Source organism: Pseudomonas sp. S2_F07, assembly GCF_054668325.1.
In genome coordinates, this window is sequence record NZ_CP162758.1 from 3516034 (window position 1) to 3533818 (window position 17785).

15 protein-coding genes and 2 pseudogenes are annotated in these 17785 nt (G+C 59.9%); 9 read left to right on the forward strand and 8 right to left on the reverse strand.

The window, feature by feature from the left end; genetic code table 11:
* The first annotated feature begins 6 nt into the window (after positions 1-6).
* Entirely contained in the window at positions 7-330 is a 324-nt protein-coding gene (locus AB4O40_RS15920) for a DUF3392 domain-containing protein (RefSeq protein ID WP_007987827.1), read from the forward strand.
* Positions 331-461: 131 nt separating this feature from the next.
* On the opposite strand, the gene trmB is transcribed toward AB4O40_RS15920, so the two are convergent.
* The 4 genes from trmB to AB4O40_RS15940 all read right to left on the reverse strand — a co-directional run bounded on the left by trmB (position 462) and on the right by AB4O40_RS15940 (position 2714).
* Entirely contained in the window at positions 462-1187 is a 726-nt protein-coding gene (gene trmB, locus AB4O40_RS15925; protein WP_056726481.1) for a tRNA (guanosine(46)-N7)-methyltransferase TrmB, read from the reverse strand.
* A 9-nt stretch (positions 1188-1196) separates the two neighbouring features.
* A complete protein-coding gene (locus AB4O40_RS15930) occupies positions 1197-1991 on the reverse strand; it encodes a thiazole synthase (protein ID WP_008051425.1) in 795 nt (264 codons plus the stop codon).
* Between the two features lie 60 nt (positions 1992-2051).
* The gene (thiS, locus tag AB4O40_RS15935) at positions 2052-2252 is read right to left on the reverse strand and encodes a sulfur carrier protein ThiS (RefSeq protein ID WP_162252424.1); all 201 of its coding nucleotides are present in this window, start codon (positions 2250-2252) and stop codon (positions 2052-2054) included.
* 90 nt (positions 2253-2342) lie between these two features.
* The gene (locus AB4O40_RS15940) at positions 2343-2714 is read right to left on the reverse strand and encodes a DUF423 domain-containing protein (RefSeq protein WP_056726480.1); all 372 of its coding nucleotides are present in this window, start codon (positions 2712-2714) and stop codon (positions 2343-2345) included.
* 74 nt (positions 2715-2788) lie between these two features.
* On the opposite strand from AB4O40_RS15940, the gene mtgA reads away from it, so the two are divergent.
* Positions 2789-3511 carry a monofunctional biosynthetic peptidoglycan transglycosylase gene (gene mtgA, locus AB4O40_RS15945; protein ID WP_056726479.1) on the forward strand — a complete coding sequence of 241 codons (723 nt, stop codon included), beginning with the start codon at positions 2789-2791 and terminating at the stop codon, positions 3509-3511.
* Positions 3512-3658: 147 nt separating this feature from the next.
* Here mtgA and rpoH read toward each other — a convergent pair whose 3' ends face one another.
* From rpoH to ftsY, 4 genes are all read right to left on the reverse strand, one after another.
* On the reverse strand, positions 3659-4513 hold the full coding sequence (rpoH, locus tag AB4O40_RS15950; protein ID WP_007975386.1) for an RNA polymerase sigma factor RpoH: 855 nt from the start codon (positions 4511-4513) through the stop codon (positions 3659-3661).
* Positions 4514-4633: 120 nt separating this feature from the next.
* Positions 4634-5656, reverse strand: a complete 1023-nt coding sequence (gene ftsX / locus AB4O40_RS15955; protein ID WP_056726478.1) for a permease-like cell division protein FtsX — start codon at positions 5654-5656, stop codon at positions 4634-4636.
* Positions 5653-6324, reverse strand: coding sequence for a cell division ATP-binding protein FtsE (gene ftsE, locus AB4O40_RS15960; RefSeq protein ID WP_007975383.1), 672 nt, complete (start codon positions 6322-6324; stop codon positions 5653-5655). Before ftsE ends, ftsX begins: the two co-directional genes overlap by 4 nt.
* A complete protein-coding gene (ftsY, locus tag AB4O40_RS15965) occupies positions 6321-7826 on the reverse strand; it encodes a signal recognition particle-docking protein FtsY (RefSeq protein WP_056726477.1) in 1506 nt (501 codons plus the stop codon). Before ftsY ends, ftsE begins: the two co-directional genes overlap by 4 nt.
* Before the next feature lie 606 nt (positions 7827-8432).
* On the opposite strand from ftsY, the gene AB4O40_RS15970 reads away from it, so the two are divergent.
* From AB4O40_RS15970 to AB4O40_RS16000, 7 genes and pseudogenes are all read left to right on the forward strand, one after another.
* Positions 8433-9788, forward strand: a complete 1356-nt coding sequence (locus AB4O40_RS15970; protein ID WP_056726476.1) for a M16 family metallopeptidase — start codon at positions 8433-8435, stop codon at positions 9786-9788.
* Positions 9781-11271, forward strand: a complete 1491-nt coding sequence (locus AB4O40_RS15975; protein WP_223541324.1) for a M16 family metallopeptidase — start codon at positions 9781-9783, stop codon at positions 11269-11271. Before AB4O40_RS15970 ends, AB4O40_RS15975 begins: the two co-directional genes overlap by 8 nt.
* Positions 11271-11882: a 16S rRNA (guanine(966)-N(2))-methyltransferase RsmD gene (gene rsmD, locus AB4O40_RS15980; protein WP_223541323.1), complete on the forward strand. Its 612-nt coding sequence runs from the start codon at positions 11271-11273 to the stop codon at positions 11880-11882. Before AB4O40_RS15975 ends, rsmD begins: the two co-directional genes overlap by 1 nt.
* A gap of 117 nt (positions 11883-11999) precedes the next feature.
* Positions 12000-13325, forward strand: a pseudogene (locus AB4O40_RS15985) (M16 family metallopeptidase); the annotation flags it as partial.
* Between the two features lie 30 nt (positions 13326-13355).
* A pseudogene (locus tag AB4O40_RS15990) lies at positions 13356-14681 on the forward strand (M16 family metallopeptidase); the annotation flags it as partial.
* Positions 14682-14919: 238 nt separating this feature from the next.
* Positions 14920-16266, forward strand: coding sequence for a M16 family metallopeptidase (locus AB4O40_RS15995; protein WP_056726473.1), 1347 nt, complete (start codon positions 14920-14922; stop codon positions 16264-16266).
* Positions 16259-17704: a M16 family metallopeptidase gene (locus AB4O40_RS16000; RefSeq protein WP_460053862.1), complete on the forward strand. Its 1446-nt coding sequence runs from the start codon at positions 16259-16261 to the stop codon at positions 17702-17704. The genes AB4O40_RS15995 and AB4O40_RS16000 overlap by 8 nt, the downstream gene beginning before the upstream one ends.
* Positions 17705-17785 lie beyond the last annotated feature (81 nt).

The following is a 17785-nucleotide window of genomic DNA, read 5'->3' on the forward strand; positions in this document are numbered from 1 at the left end:
AATCGAATGGATTTGGTACTCGACCTGCTTGCCACCGTGTCTCGCTGGAGCCGCAGCAACCTCTCGGAAATCGCCCTGGCCCTGGTGGGCTGCCTGCTGGTGCTGTTTGGTGCGGATTTCAAAGGCTGGGTCGAGCAACGCCTGGGCAGCATCGCCGGCGCCTTGCGCGTGCCACTGATGTCCCTGCTGTGCATGATCGGCAGCGGCGCGGCGCTGATCTATGCCACGCCGTGGGTCGTGCGCGGCTTGAGCCAGTTCAACAACTACAGCCTGGCGCCGGTGCTGCTGGTGGTGCTGGTGTTGATTGGCGTTGTGGCAGACCGCCGCTGATCTCAGCCACACCTTAAAACAACTGTGGGAGCGGGCTTGCTCGCGAAAGCGGTGCATCAGACAACATTAATGTCGACTGACACGACGCCTTCGCGAGCAAGCCCGCTCCCACAGTTTGTATTGGGTGATGCTTAGGACTGCTTCTCGAACTTCAAATCCCAAACCCCATGCCCAAGACGTTCGCCACGGCGTTCGAACTTGGTGATCGGCCGTTCGGCCGGGCGTGGCACGCACTTGCCGTCTTCGGCGAGGTTGCGGTAACCCGGCGCAACGTTCATCACTTCCAGCATGTACTCGGCGTACGGTTCCCAGTCGGTGGCCATGTGCAGAATGCCGCCGACTTTCAACTTGCTGCGCACCAGCTCAGCGAAGGACGCCTGAACGATACGACGCTTGTGGTGACGGCTCTTGTGCCATGGGTCCGGGAAAAACAGCATCAGGCGATCGAGGCTGTTATCGGCCACGCAACGGTTGAGCACTTCGATGGCATCACAATCGTAGACCCGCAGGTTGGTCAGGCCTTGCGTCAGCACGCCATTGAGCAGCGCCCCGACACCCGGACGGTGAACCTCGACGCCAATGAAATCCTGATCCGGCGAAGCGGCGGCCATTTCCAGCAGCGAATGGCCCATACCGAAACCGATTTCCAGCGAGCGCGGTGCCGAGCGACCGAACACTTGGTCGAAATCCACCGGCGCGTCGGCCAGCGGCAGCACGAACAGCGGAGTGCCCTGCTCCAGGCCCTTTTGCTGGCCTTCGGTCATGCGCCCGGCGCGCATCACGAAGCTCTTGATGCGGCGGTGTTGGCGCTCGTCGCCTTCTTCCGTCTGGATTGGCGTGTCGTTCGATTCAGTCATCAATGGCTCTTACTTGATCAGACCATCCAGCGGCGAAGAGGCGCTGGCATAGAGTTTTTTCGGCATGCGGCCGGCGAGGTAAGCCAGGCGGCCTGCGACGATCGCATGTTTCATGGCTTCAGCCATCATGACCGGCTGCTGGGCGTGGGCGATGGCCGAATTCATCAGCACCGCATCACAACCCAGTTCCATGGCAATGGTAGCGTCGGAAGCAGTACCGACACCGGCATCCACCAGCACCGGGATTTTGGCTTCTTCGAGGATGATCTGCAGGTTGTACGGGTTGCAGATCCCCAGACCAGAGCCGATCAGACCGGCCAGCGGCATCACCGCGATACAGCCGATTTCCGCCAATTGACGGGCGATGATCGGATCATCACTGGTGTAGACCATCACGTCGAAGCCTTCCTTGACCAGCGTTTCGGCGGCCTTGAGGGTTTCGATCACGTTGGGGAACAGGGTTTTCTGGTCGGCCAGCACTTCCAGCTTCACCAGGTTGTGGCCATCGAGCAGCTCACGGGCCAGGCGGCAGGTGCGCACGGCTTCGATGGCGTCGTAGCAACCGGCGGTGTTCGGCAGGAAAGTGTAGCGATCCGGCGACAGCACATCGAGCAGGTTCGGCTCGCCCTCGATCTGGCCAAGGTTCGTGCGGCGCACGGCGAAGGTGACGATCTCGGCACCCGAGGCTTCGATGGCCAGGCGGGTTTCTTCCATGTCACGGTACTTGCCGGTACCGACCAGCAAACGCGACTGGTAAGTACGACCGGCCAGGACGAAAGGCTTGTCGCTGCGAACGATGCTCATGGAAAATCCTCTGTAGGGGTGAGGTACTTGCTGAATTCTGTGGCCACTGGGCCGAGGCTGCTAGCCGCCGCCGATGGCGTGCACCACTTCGACGTTGTCGCCGTCGTTCAACGTGGTGTCTGCGAGCTGACTGCGCGGGACGATATCCAGATTGAGTTCGACCGCCACCCGGCGTCCGGTCAGGTCCAGACGGGTCAGCAGGGCCGCAACGGTTTCACCGTCGGGCAGTTCAAGGGATTCGCCGTTCAACTGAATGCGCATGCCGGATGCCGCCATCATTTTTAGGGGCTGGCATTCTAGCCCGATCAGTCAGGCCGACCCAAGCCATTCGTCATGAAATGGACCGTTAAGTCAGCTCAGGCGCCAGGCGGCAAGTCCGAGGCAAAACCAACCCACCAGAAAGGCCAGACCACCGAACGGGGTGATGATGCCGAACTTGCTGATGCCCGTCAGCGTCAATACATACAGGCTACCGGAGAACAGCAGGATACCGATGGCAAACGATGCAGCGGCCCAGGTGGCGAGTCGACCGGGAATTTGCGTGGCCAGCGCTGCAACACCGAGCAACGCCAGGGCGTGCACCAGTTGATAGGTGACGCCAGTGTGGAAGATCGCCAGGTAATCGGCGCTCAGGCGGCTCTTCAGGCCATGGGCGGCAAAGGCCCCGAGGCCGACACCGGTGAAGCCGAAAAAAGCGGCCAGCATCACAAAGCCACGCAGCATGCAGAACTCCAGTCAGTTTCGATTCAAAGGGTCTGTATAATGGCCCGCTCAACGGGTTCGGCCAAGCCATCTCTATGCTGCGTATCTATTTCCGTCATTTCTCCAAGGCCGTGCTCTGGTTCATGGGTGGCAGCGTATTGCTGGTGCTGATCTTTCGCGTGGTGCCGCCGCCGGGGACGACGCTGATGGTCGAGCGCAAGATCGAGTCCTGGTTTGACGGCGAACCCATCGACCTGCAACGGACCTGGAAACCCTGGGACGAGATCTCCGATGACCTGAAAGTCGCGGTGATTGCCGGCGAAGACCAAAAATTCCCGGAGCACTGGGGCTTCGATATCGGCGCGATTCAGGCGGCGTTTGCCCATAACGAGCGCGGCGGTTCGATCCGTGGCGCCAGCACCCTGAGCCAGCAGGTTTCGAAAAATCTGTTCCTGTGGTCTGGCCGCAGCTGGCTGCGCAAAGGCCTGGAAGCCTGGTTCACCGGACTGATCGAAGTGCTCTGGCCCAAGCAGCGAATTCTTGAGGTGTACCTCAACAGCGTCGAGTGGGATGACGGCGTGTTTGGCGCCGAAGCGGCGGCCCGGCATCACTTTGGTGTGAGCGCCAAGAACCTGAGCCGTCAGCAATCGAGCTTGTTGGCTGCGGTATTGCCCAATCCTCGCGTGTGGAGTGCGAGCCATCCGACCGCTTACGTGGCGCGACGCGCAGGCTGGATTCGGCGACAGATGAGCCAACTGGGTGGCGACAGCTATCTGGTCGGGCTGAACGATTCGCGTCGGGCGCCTTGGGCGCAGTAACTGAAAAAATCAAAGATCGCAGCCTTCGGCAGCTCCTACTGGGGTACGCAATCCTATGTAGGAGCTGCCGAAGGCTGCGATCTTTTGAGCCTGAAAACAAAACACCCCGATCAATGACCGGGGCGTTTTTTATTGCCTGCTCGCCGATTACGCAGCGATCGACAACTTGAGCTTGTTCATCGCACTCTTCTCAAGCTGACGAATACGCTCGGCCGACACGTTGTACTTCTGCGCCAGGTCATGCAACGTGGCTTTTTCTTCCGCCAGCCAGCGCTGGTAGAGGATGTCACGGCTGCGGTCGTCCAGCACTTCCAGCGCTTCGTGCAGGTTGTGGTTGGAGTTGTCGCTCCAGTCGGCATCTTCCAGTTGACGGGCCGGGTCGTACCGGTGGTCTTCCAGATAGTTGGCCGGCGACTGGAAAGCACTGTCGTCGTCCGCTTCGGCAGCCGGGTCGAAGGCCATGTCATGGCCGGTCAGGCGGCTTTCCATCTCGCGCACTTCCCGAGGCTCTACACCCAGGCTTTCCGCTACGCGATGGACTTCTTCGTTGTTCAGCCAGGCCAGACGCTTCTTCTGGCTGCGCAGGTTGAAGAACAACTTGCGCTGGGCCTTGGTGGTCGCGACTTTCACGATGCGCCAGTTGCGCAGGATGAACTCGTGGATTTCCGCCTTGATCCAGTGCACGGCAAAGGACACCAGGCGCACGCCCATTTCCGGGTTGAAGCGCTTCACGGCCTTCATCAGGCCGACGTTGCCTTCCTGGATCAGGTCAGCCTGGGCCAGGCCGTAGCCGGAATAGCTACGGGCGATATGTACGACAAAACGCAGGTGGGCGAGCACCATCTGCCGAGCCGCCCCCAAATCCTGCTCATAATAGAGACTCTCGGCCAGTTCACGCTCCTGCTCCGGCGACAGCAATGGAATGCTGTTGACGGTGTGCACATAGGCCTCCAGGTTCGCACCCGGGACCAGAGCATATGCAGGTTGCAAAGAATTGGTCATACGAAAAAACCTCCGACTTACAAACTCGTGCAGTTCAGCACTGCGAAAATTGACCGGAAACCGAAAGACAAGTTCCCTAAAACCCAAAAACGCTGAAAGGTCAATACGAGCAAAATGATACTACTTAGGCGCAAGCTCCCTCAGGTGGCGTGCGACTGCAATCCATGCACCGATATACCCCAACAGCACCGCGCCAAGCAAGAGAGACAGACCGTCGGCAACTGGCACTCCAGCCAGTGCAAAATCACTGCCGTACAAACCGGCCAGCCCTACCACCGCGTCGTTCAGCCAATCAAGGCCGAACGCCAGGACGCCCCAGGACAGAATCCCCGCACCGAAGCCATACAACGCGCCCATATACAGAAAGGGCCTGCGCACATAGCTGTCAGTGCCGCCAACCAGTTTAATCACTTCTATCTCTGTGCGGCGGTTTTCAATATGAAGACGAATGGTATTGCCTATCACCAAAAGTAATGCAGAAACCAGAAGCACGGTCAGACCGAAGACAAAACGGTCACCCAGCTTGAGGATGGCTGCCAGACGCTCGACCCAGACTAAATCAAGTTGCGCCTGTTGTACCTTCGGTAACTCGGATAGTTTTTGTCTTAATGCTTCAAGGGCCGGCTTGTCGACTTCGTTCGGCGTCACCAGGACCACGCCCGGCAGCGGGTTCTCCGGCAATTCCTTGAGCGCCTCGCCCAGCCCGGACTGTTGCTGGAACTCTTCCAGCGCCTGATCCCGGCCAACATATTCGGCCTCGGCGACGCCAGGCATGCCCTTGATCTGATCGCGCAGAGATTCACCTTCGGCCGACTTGGCCTCAAGGTCCAGATACAGGGAAATCTGTGCCGCACGCTGCCAGGAGCCACCGAGGCGCTCGACGTTACTTAGCAAAAGTGACAGCCCCATGGGCAAACTCAGGGCCACCGCCATCACCATGCAGGTGAAGAAACTGCCGATGGGCTGCTTGCCCAGGCGGCGCAGGCTGTCCACCAGACTGGCACGATGACTTTCGATCCAGGCGCGGAACAACGTGGCAAAGTCCGGCCCGTCGTCATCATCGCGTTTTTTCTTTTGCGGCTGCGGATCGGCGGCCTTCGGGGCCACACGCTCGGAAACCTTGGGGCTACGTGTTGCACTCATACCGCGGCCTCCCCGTCACCGATCAATCGACCGCGTTGCAACGTCAGCATGCGATGGCGCATGCGGGCGATCAGGGCCAGGTCGTGACTGGCGATCAGCACGCTGGTACCCAGGCGATTGATGTCTTCGAACACGCCCATGATCTCGGCGGCCAGACGCGGGTCGAGGTTACCGGTCGGTTCATCCGCCAGCAGCAAGGCCGGACGATGGACGATGGCGCGGGCGATGCCGACGCGCTGCTGCTGACCGGTGGACAGGTCGCCCGGGTACAGATCGGTTTTATCCGACAGCGCCACGCGCTCCAGTGCCGAGTCCACGCGCTTGGCGATCTCGGCCTTGGACAGCCCCAGGATCTGCAAAGGCAGCGCGACGTTATTGAACACCGTGCGATCGAACAGCAACTGGTGATTCTGGAACACCACGCCGATCTGCCGGCGCAAGAAAGGAATCTGCGCGTTGCTGATGGTGCTCAGGTCTTGCCCGGCGAGCAGCAGCTTGCCGCTGGTCGGGCGCTCCATCGCCAGCAACAGGCGCAACAGCGTGGATTTACCGGCGCCGGAATGGCCGGTGACAAACAAGAACTCGCCACGACGGACTCGAAAGCTCAGCTCATGCAAGCCGACGTGACCGTTCGGGTAGCGCTTACCGACCTGTTCGAAACGAATCATGAACGCTCCCGTTCGGCAAACAATGCCTGGACAAAGGGTTCTGCTTCAAAGGTACGCAAATCATCGATGCCTTCGCCGACGCCAATGTAGCGGATCGGCAGGCCGAATTGCTTGGCCAGGGCGAAAATCACCCCGCCCTTGGCGGTGCCGTCGAGCTTGGTCAGCGCCAGGCCGGTCAGTTCGACGGTCTGGTTGAATTGCTTGGCCTGGTTGATGGCGTTCTGGCCGGTGCCGGCGTCAAGCACCAACAGCACTTCGTGCGGGGCGTCGGCGTCGAGCTTGCCGATCACCCGACGAACCTTTTTCAGCTCTTCCATCAGGTTGTCTTTGGTGTGCAGGCGGCCGGCGGTGTCGGCGATCAACACATCGATGCCACGGGCTTTGGCGGCCTGCACGGCATCGAAGATCACCGAGGCCGAGTCGGCGCCAGTGTGCTGCGCGATCACCGGGATCTTGTTGCGCTCACCCCAGACCTGCAATTGCTCCACCGCCGCGGCACGGAAGGTATCGCCGGCGGCGAGCATGACTTTCTTGCCTTCCAGCTGCAGTTTCTTCGCCAGCTTGCCGATGGTTGTGGTCTTGCCGGCACCGTTGACGCCGACGACCAGAATCACGAACGGCTTGTTCTGCGAGGTGATTTTCAGCGGCTGCTCGACAGGCTTGAGCATCGCTGCCAGCTCGGCTTGCAGGGATTTGTACAGGGCATCGGCGTCGGCCAGCTCCTTGCGCGCAACCTTCTGCGTCAAACGCTGAATGATCACCGAGGTGGCTTCAACACCAACGTCGGCGGTCAGCAAACGGGTTTCGAGGTCTTCGAGCAGCTCGTCATCAATAACCTTTTTGCCCAGGAACAGGCTGGCCATGCCTTCGCCGATACTGGCGCTGGTCTTGGACAGGCCCTGCTTGAGGCGGGCGAAGAAACCGGCTTTGGTTTCTTCGGTGCGTACCAGCTCCGCCGGAGCTTCAACGGGTACCGCGATCGGCTCAGGAATCGGAGCGGGTGCCGGTGCTTGAGCAACCGGAGCAACGAATACCGGAACCTCTGGCTGGCTGACAACAGGCACAGGCTCGGCTACGACGGCTGGTTCAACAATAGGTTCGACCACAGGCACATGAGCCGGTGCAGGCGTAAACGCTACCGGAGCCGGAATCAGTGGTGTCACGTGAGGAGCCAGGTCATTTTCGACCAATGCCACGGGTTCTTCGGCCACCGGCAGGGTCAACCACGGCTCGGCCGTCGGGGCCAACGGCTGTTCGGTGACGATTTCGCTGACGGGTTCGGGAGCGGCTTCAACCTTGGGTTGCTGCAACGGCTCGGCAATCGGCAAAACAACCGACGCGGGCGCTTCTTCTATTACCGGGACCGGCGTCGGCGCTGGTTCAGAAATGGCTTGTGGCTGTTCGACGACGGGTTCCTGCGGCTTTTTGCGCAGCCATCCGAACAGGCTTTTTTTCTCGCCAGCCGCAGCTGGGGTCTTCTTGTCGTCGTTGGAACCAAACATGGAGGACGGCTATCTCACGGTAGCGACGCGCCAATGGCGCCCCGGCAAATAAATATTCGATGCAGAACAGACTGTGTTTCACCCAGCTTGTTCACGCGCAACATTTTGTCGAGGTGCTCATCGGCGCCTCAAGGAATCGATTTCTCATAGGACTAAAGCAGCAAAATCGGCGAAAACGCGGAATTCAGTTGATAAATATCCACCTTCCGTCGCAAACCCATTCAACCTGATCAAGCATAAAGGCCTGATAGGCGTGGCCGCCGCTAAAACGGATCAGTATCCTAGGGCGTGTCATCAATCATTACCAGTACCGCGTGGCCGCCTGAAAGCGGGCCAGACAAGGCGCAGGCCGCAGGGAATGTGCTTTCCTTGCCAAGGACTGCAACGCAGTATGGCCCGCTTTCAGGCGACCACCCGGAGGCCGGGCCTGATAGTGCGCAGGGCTGCGTTGCTCGGAGTTTATTTGGAATACCAAACTACACTCCTCGCGCCTTGCCCTGCGCACTATCAGGCTCCGGCGCGGTACTGGTAATGATTGATGACACGCCCTACCTCTCGCCCGCTGACGCTAAGACCAAGCGGGCAGCCCCAAAGGTTTGAAAACGAATGAATGCTCTTGCCCGCCGCGCCGCAGGCCTGCTGCTCAGCACAGTTTGCCTGCCCCTTTCGGCCTTGGCTGCCGACCCGCAACCCACCCACGAATTCACTCTCGACAATGGCTTGAAGGTGGTCGTGCGCGAAGACCATCGTGCGCCCGTGGTGGTTTCCCAGGTCTGGTACAAGGTCGGCTCCAGCTACGAGACGCCGGGTAATACCGGTTTGTCCCACGCTCTGGAGCACATGATGTTCAAGGGCAGCGAGAAAGTCGGCCCCGGCGAAGCCTCGCTGATCCTGCGCGACCTCGGCGCCGAAGAAAACGCATTCACCAGTGACGACTTCACCGCGTACTACCAGGTGCTGGCCCGTGATCGCCTGGGCGTTGCCTTCGAGCTGGAAGCCGACCGCATGGCCAGCCTGCGCCTGCCGCCCGACGAGTTCGCCAAGGAAATCGAGGTCATCAAGGAAGAACGTCGCCTGCGTACCGACGACAAGCCGATGGCCAAGGCCTACGAGCGCTTCAAGGCCATGGCCTACCCGGCCAGCGGCTATCACACGCCGACCATCGGCTGGATGGCCGACCTTGAGCGGATGAAGGTCGAAGAGCTGCGCCACTGGTACGAAACCTGGTACGTGCCCAACAACGCTACGCTGGTGGTGGTTGGCGATGTCACTCCGGACGAAGTCAAAACCCTGGCCCAACGCTATTTCGGCCCGATCGCCAAGCGTGATGTGCCCGCCGCAAAAAAACCGCTGGAACTGGCCGAACCAGGCGAGCGCCAGATCACTCTGCACGTACAGACCCAACTGCCCAGCCTGATGTTGGCCTTCAACGTGCCGAGCATCGCCACCGCCGAAGACAAGCGCCTGGTCAATGCCCTGCGTCTGATCTCGGCGCTGCTCGACGGCGGCTACAGCGGGCGCATCCCGACGCAACTGGAACGCGGAGAAGAACTGGTGTCCGGCGGCTCGTCGAGTTACGACGCCTACACCCGTGGCGACAGCCTCTTCACTCTGTCGGCATCGCCAAACTCGCAGAAACACAAGACCATCGCCCAGGCGCAAGCCGGTTTGTGGAAGCTGCTCGACCAGTTGAAAACCACGGCGCCAACCGCCGAAGAACTGGAACGCGTACGCGCACAAGTCATCGCCGGCCTGGTCTTCGAGCGCGACTCGATCACCAGCCAGGCCACCGCCATCGGCCAACTGGAAACGGTCGGCCTGTCATGGAAACTGATGGACACCGAACTGGCCGATCTGGAAAGCGTCACGCCGCAAGACATCCAGAAAGCCGCCAAGCTGTACTTCACCCGCGAACGTCTCAGCGTCGCCCATGTATTGCCTCTGGAGACGACTCATGAGTGAGCGTAAACCCTCCCACCTGGCCCTGATCGGCCTGGTCGCCGTCGCCGTTATCGGCTCCGCCGCGTTCTATCTGTCGCGCTCCGGTGAAACCAATGCCAGCGAAGCCCTCGACAAGGCCAAGGCCAGCCAGAAACTGCAATCGCTGACCGAACTCAACGGCAAGGCACCGCAACACCGCAAGCTGGACGTGCAGACCTGGAACACCGCCGAAGGCACCAAGGTGCTGTTTGTCGAAGCCCATGAGCTGCCGATGTTCGACATGCGCCTGATCTTCGCTGCCGGCAGCAGCCAGGACGGCGATGCACCGGGCGTGGCGGTGTTGACCAACGCCATGCTCAACGAAGGTGTGGCCGGCAAGGACGTCGGTGCCATTGCCCAGGGCTTCGAAGGCCTGGGTGCTGATTTCGGCAACGGCGCTTATAAGGACATGGCAATCGCTTCGCTGCGCAGCCTGAGTGCCAAGGACCAGCGCGAACCGGCCCTGAAGCTGTTCGCCGAAGTCATCGGCAAGCCGACTTTCCCTGCCGACTCGCTGGCCCGCATCAAGAACCAGATGCTCGCCGGTTTTGAATACCAGAAACAGAACCCCGGCAAACTGGCGAGCCTGGAACTGATGAACCGCTTGTACGGTGATCACCCGTACGCACACGCCAGCGATGGCACGGCGAAAACCGTCCCGGCGATAACCCAGGCACAGCTGCGTGTTTTCCACGAGAAAGCCTACGCAGCCGGTAATGTGGTGATCGCGCTGGTCGGCGACCTGTCCCGCGCGGAAGCTGAAGCGATTGCCGCCCAGGTTTCCAGCGCCCTGCCCAAAGGCCCGGCCTTGCCGAAAATCGCGCAACCGGTCGAGCCCAAGGCCAGCGTCGGCCATATCGAGTTCCCGTCCAAGCAGACCAACCTGATGCTTGCGCAACTGGGCATCGATCGCGACGACCCGGACTATGCGGCGTTGTCCATGGGTAACCAGATTCTCGGTGGCGGCGGCTTCGGCACCCGCTTGATGAGTGAAGTGCGCGAAAAGCGTGGCCTGACTTACGGCGTGTATTCGGGCTTCACCCCGATGCAGGCACGCGGCCCGTTCATGATCAACCTGCAAACCCGTGCCGAGATGAGCGAGGGCACCCTGAAACTGGTGCAGGATGTACTGGCCGACTACCTTAATACCGGCCCGACCGAAAAAGAGCTGGACGACGCCAAGCGCGAACTGGCCGGCAGCTTCCCGCTGTCCACCGCCAGCAACGCCGATATCGTCGGTCAGCTGGGCGCCATCGGTTTTTACAACTTGCCGCTGAGTCACCTGGAAGACTTCATGCAACAGTCCCAGGCCTTGACCGTCGAGCAGGTCAAAGCCGCCATGAACAAACACCTGAGTACGGACAAGATGGTCATCGTCAGCGCTGGCCCGACCGTGCCGCAAAAGCCGTTACCGGCCCCTACTGATAAACCTTCCGAGCAGCCGCTCGGGGTTCCGGAGCATTAATGGCCCACCCTAAAAAACCCGCCAAAAACGTCCACAACGGCGTAAACCAGTTGCGCATCATCGGCGGTGAATGGCGCAGCCGCAAGCTGAGCTTCCCCGACGCCCCGGGCCTGCGCCCGACGCCGGACCGAGTGCGTGAAACCCTGTTCAACTGGCTCGCACCTTATGTACCCGGTGCCAAGGTACTCGACCCGTTCACCGGCAGTGGCGCGCTGTTCCTCGAAGCCCTGTCCCGCGGCGCAGCCATGGGTCAGGCGCTGGACGCCAGCAGCATCGCGGTGTCCAGCCTGAAGGAACACCTGGGCACATTGCGTTGCACCAACGGCCAGGTCCAGACCGCCGACGCCCTGCGCTACCTGGAAACCCAGACCGCAACGGCCTACGACCTGGTGTTCCTTGACCCGCCGTTCAACCAGGACCTGCTGCCCACCGTCTGCAAGTTGCTCGAAGAGCGCCAATGGCTGGCCGAAGACGCCTGGGTGTACACCGAAAGCGAGTCGGCGCCGTCGACCCTGGGCCTGCCGGAGAACTGGCGCCTGCACCGGGAACAGAAATCCGGGCGCGTGTATTACTCATTGTGGCAGCGCAGCACTGAAAACCCTGCCGAGTAAAGCGCACGGGCAGGCCGATGGCTTGCCCGGCACCACGGTGGCTTCTTAAAACGCAACACATCTGAGGTGGCTTGTTCCTCTGCTCCTGGATCATCGTTGACGTGCGAAATGTCTCGCATGGATGCAATGAATAACCAATGGATGAACAAGCCAATGACTGAACGAACTCCAACCCCTACGCATGAGTGCACTCTCGAAAATGGCCTGAAGATCATCGTTCGCGAAGATCATCGAGCACCTGTGGTGATCTCCCAGCTCTGGTACAAAGTCGGTTCCAGCTATGAACATCCGGGGCAATCGGGGCTATCCCACGCCCTGGAACACATGGTGTTCAAGGGCAGCAATAAAACCCGACCCGGTGAAGCATCGATAATATTGCGCAGCCTCGGCGCTGAGGAGAATGCCTTCACCAGCGACGACGCTACCGTTTATTACCAGTTGCTGTCCCGCGACTACCTTGGCGTGGCCTTCGAACTCGAAGCCGACCGCATGGTGAACGCACACCTGCCAGCCGAAGAGTTCAATAAAGAGATCGAAGTCATCAAGGAAGAACGCCGCCTGCGTGTCGACGACAGCTCGATGAGCAGGGCGCGAGAACTCTTCTCTACCATCACTTTCCCCAGCAGCGGCTACAGAACGCCAACCATTGGCTGGATGGCCGATCTTGAGCGCATGAAGATCGAAGAGCTGCGTCACTGGTACCAATCCTGGTATGCGCCGAACAATGCCACGCTAGTTGTGGTGGGTGATGTGACACAGGAAGAGGTCGTCACTCTGGCCCAGCGTTGGTTCGGGCCGATCCAAAGTCGTGACATCCCCCCAGTCAAGATTCCGCTGGAACTGGCAGAGCCAGGCGAACGCAGGATTACAGTGCACACACAGACCCGGGAACCGGAAATACTCATGGCGTTCAACGTGCCCGGTATAGCCACCGCCGAAGACAAACACGCGGTAAACGCCTTGCGGCTGATTGTGTCCCTGCTTGATGGTGGTTATAGCGCCCGTATCCCGGCGCTATTGCAACGTGGTGAAGAGCTTGTCTCCTTTGCGTCCTCGTACTACTCCCCCTACACCCGAGGCGACAGCTTGTTCACCTTGTCAGCGACACCTAACGTCCGGAAACACAAAACCATAGAGCAGGTTGAAGCCGGCCTGTGGCGACTGCTCGAACAGCTCAAAACCACCGCGCCTTCTGCTGAAGAAATCGAGCGGGCGCGCGCTCGAGCGATCGCTCAACTGGTCTACCAACGAGACTTGATCAACAGTCAGGCTCACACCATCGGACAGCTGGAAACAATCGGCCTGTCGTGGAAGCTGATGGATACTGAACTTGCCGGTCTGCAGGAGGTAACTCCCGAGGACATCCAGAAAGCGGCCCACACATTTTTCACCCGCTCTCGCGTGAGTGTTGCCCATGCCTTGCCCGAGGAAACAACTCATGAGACTGACGGTCCTGATGGCCCCAACCTGCCGGTGGAATCACTGGCGATGCTCGACGGCAAAGTACCGAGCTCCCGCAAACTTGACGTACAAACCTGGAACACAGCCAACGGTGCCAAGGTGCTGTTTGTCGAAGCCCATGAACTGCCGATGTTCGACATGCGCCTGACCTTCGCCGCCGGCAGCAGCCACGACGGCAACGCACTCGGTCTGGCGCTATTGACCAACGCCATGCTCGGCGAAGGAGTGGCCGGCAAAGACGCCAGTGCCATTGCCCAGGGCTTCGAAGACCTTGGCGCCAATTTCGGCAACGACACTTATAACGACATGGCAGTCGCTACGCTGCGCAGCCTGAGTGCCAAGGACAAGCGCGAGCCGGCCCTGAAGCTGTTCGCTGAAGTCGTGGGCAAACCAATCTTCCCGGCCGACTCGTTAACCCGCATGAAGAATCTGATATTCACCCATTTCGAATATTACAAGCAGGACCCCGGTAAATTGGCGAACCTGGAACTGATGAGCCGCTTGTATGGTGATCATCCGTACGCTCATTCCAGCTACGGCACGGCGGAAACCGTACCGGCGATTACTTTGGCGCAACTGCGTACTTTCCACGAGAAAGCCTATACAGCCGGTAACGTTGGGATCGCACTGGTCGGCGACCTGTCCCGCGCGGAAGCCGAAGCGATTGCTGCCCAGATTTCCAGCGCCCTGCCCAAAGGGCCAGCCTTGCCGAAAATCGCGCAACCGGTCGAGCCCAAGGCCAGCGTCGGCCATATCGAGTTCCCGTCCAAGCAGACCAACCTGATACTCGCGCAATTGGGCATCGACCGCTACGACCCGGATTACGCGGCGTTGTCCATGGGTAACCAGATTCTCGGTGGCGGCGGCTTCGGCACCCGCTTGATGAGCGAAGTGCGCGAGAAACGCGGCCTGACTTACGGCGTGTATTCGAGCCTCACCCCAAAGCAGGTGCGTGGCCCGTTCATGATCGAACTGCAAACCCGCGCCGAAATGAGCGAAGGCACCGTGAAACTGGTGCAGGACGTGCTGGCCGATTACCTTGAGACCGGCCCGACCGAAAAAGAGCTTGACGATGCCAAGCGCGGATTGGCCGGCAGCTTCCCGCTGTCCACCGCGAGCAACGCCGATATCGTCGATCAACTGGCGGTCATCGGCTACTTTAATTTGCCGTTGAGTCACCTGGAAGACTTCATGCAACAGTCCCAGGCCCTGACCGTCGAGCAGGTCAAGGCCGCCATGAACAAACACCTGAGCATGGACAAGATGGTCATCGTCAGTGCTGGCCCGACCGTGCCGCAAAAGCCGTTACCGGCCCCTACTGATAACCCTTTCGAGTAACCGCTGGGGGTTCCGGAACATTAATAATGGACCCACCATCAATTGTTTCCTGTCCCTTGCGGACCGGCTGTGGTGCACGGTATTTCCAGACAAGCTGCGAGCAACGCACCTCTGATTCCCGCGAGACGACCACCCCAAACCGGTCGTGAAGTGCACTACATAGTTACCGCCTGACGTCCTTACGGATCATCCACAGTGGTTTGCGCAATTAACTGCAAACCACTGAGGATGAACACGGATGAACATCTCATGCAGCACGCTTGTGCTGCCCTTCATCGCCTGGCTGCCGCTCATGGCCAGCGCGGCGACCCCCCCTGCGACGCAAGACTTCGTACTGGATAACGGCCTCAAGGTTGTCGTGCGCGAGGACCACCGCTCCCCCATCGTCACCGCCCAACTCTGGATCAAGGTCGGTGCAAGCTACGAACCGCCCGGCCAGTCGGGCCTGTCCCACGCCCTCGAACACATGGTCTACAAAGGCAGCAGCAAGGCCTGCGCCGGAGAGTTCGAGGCGATACTGAAGAAGCTTGGCGCCAGTGAAAACGCCGTAACTTACACGGACTACACGTCGTTTCACCAGACACTGCCCTCTGCCCGGACAGGTGTTGCTTTCGAAATACTGGCTGACCTGATGAGTACGGCCGAGCTCAATGAACAGGACTTCACTCCGGAGCTCAAGGTCATTCAGGAAGAGCGCCGGATGCACGTTGATGATGGAATCATCGCTTCGGCTCGCGAGCGACTGAACAGCATTGCCTACCCGGCCAGCGGCTATCGCACCCCGACGATTGGCTGGATGCACGATTTGCAACGCATGAACGCCGTGCAATTGCGGCAGTGGTATCAGGCCTGGTATTCGCCAAACAATGCGACGCTGGTGGTGGTTGGCGATGTAACGCCTGAGCGGATCAAGGCCCTTGCACAGCAGCACTTCGGCCATCTTGAGCGGCGCGCGACACCCGTGGCCCATGCCCCCGTCGAGCTGGCTTCTGCCGGTGAACGGTCACTGACCCTGTATGCACCGATAGCTTCCCCACGCCTGATCATGAGCTTCAACGCGCCAAGCCTGGCCACGGCACCGGATCGTCGGACCGCCCATGCCCTGCGCCTTCTTAATATGTTACTGGCCGGATCCAGTAGCGCGCGGATCAAACAACAACTGCAACTGAGCGAAGCGATATTCACTGAGGCCCGCTCAGAGTACGACGCCTTCAATCGTGGTGATTCGTTGCTGACCATCAGCACACAGCTCAACCCGGACAAGCTCAATGATGCTGACGAAGCCCTTGCCCGCCTGTGGCAAGTGATCGAATCACTGAAGAACAAGGCACCGGAACCGGCGGAGCTGGAACGCGCGCAAAATCTCCTGATCGCTGACACCGTTTATGCGCAGGACGATCTGGAAGGGCAGGCCAACACCTTGGGCCTGCTGGAAACCATCGGCCTGGACTGGCGGCTGGCCGATCAGGATACGAATGAGTTGAGCAAAGTTACGCCCCTGGAGATTCAGGAGGTGGCAAAGACGTACCTGACGCGTGATCGCCTGACTACCGCGAAAATCTTGCCGGAGAAAAACAATGGATAAGTTCAAAGGCCTCATCAATGGATTGATCCTGGCCGGCATGCTGTTGAGTACCCAGGCCCCTGCCGCTGCAACCACGGCGCCCCGGAAACCAGCGCTGCAATCGCTCAATGAACCCCAGACTCCGACGACCCACCGCACACTGCCGATCAAGGGTTACAAAACCCTCGGCGGAACGAAGATCCTGTTCATCCGCATCCCCGGCCTGCCGATGTTCGATGCCCTGGTGAGCTTTGCCGCCGGCAGCGCCCTCACACCAGATCAACCCGGCCTGGCTGCGCTCACCTATGGCCTTTTGAATGAGGGTGTGGCTGGCAAGGACGTCAATGCCATACAGGCGACGTTCGATAATCTGGGGGCAAGGATGGACATGGGTATCAGCCAGGACCGGACCTGGCTTTCCCTGCGTAGCCTGAGTGACGAATCACGGCGCACTCCAGCCCTGGAGCTGTTCGCCCAGGTACTCGGCAAGCCGCTGTTGCCGGAAGAATCCCTGCCTGAGGTGAAATCCCAATTTCAGTACTTTCTGGACCTTGAAGATCAGTCCCATGCCGCTCAAGCCCGAGAAGCCAATCTCGGCCAGATGTTTCCCGGCCACGGTTATGCTCAGTCCCTCTACGGAACCCGGGCCGGGCTTGCCTCCATCACCCGCACCCAGGCGCAAGACTTTCATCGCCAGGCTTATGCCGCGGGCAATGCCCAGATCACACTGGTCGGCGACCTCACCGAGGAAGAAGCCCAGCGCATCGGTGCGCAGATATCAGCGGCCTTGCCCCTGGGACCGGCCATTGCCGCGATCCAGCCAGTGACAAGCCCAGGCGCTCCAGGTCTGCTGCGCATTGAGCGACCATCGACCCAGGCTTACCTGCGTCTTACCCAGCCAAGTGTCCTGCGAAGCAGTCCGGACTATGTCGCGCTTTACATGGCCAGCAGTATTTTCACCAACCGACTGATGAATGAACTTCGTGAGCGCCGAGGCCTGACCTACCACGTTGAAGCCGGCCTTTCAGCTCTTCAGGCACAGGGGTGGCTGACCGTTCAATTGCAGGCCCCACCAGAGCAGGCCGATGCCGTGCTGGCCCATATCAAAACAATGTTCAGCGACTTCCTCGCCCAAGGGCCGACCCAACAGGAACTTGACGACATCCAACAGCAACTGGCCGGTAGCTCACCGTTGAACAGTGCTACCAACGCGCAGATCCTGAAGCGATTGCAAATCATCAGTGCCCACGATCTGCCGCTGGACCTCGATTTTTCCACGCAAGCGGCCTTGAAGCTGGACCTCGCATCAATCAAAAGCGCGCTCAACCGGCATCACCACGCCGACCAATGGCGCGTTGTCATCCTGGGGCCGAAGACAGATCAACAACCACTGCCAGCTCCGAGCGAAAGCGCAACCAATGCCATGTGTCGCATGCCTGGCGAGATTGTGGCAAGTTAGACAGCCATGATGACGCGGTCGCGGCGCTGCCCCGCCGCGTCTTCGGGCAGACTCATGAACACCTCCACCGAGAATGACTGT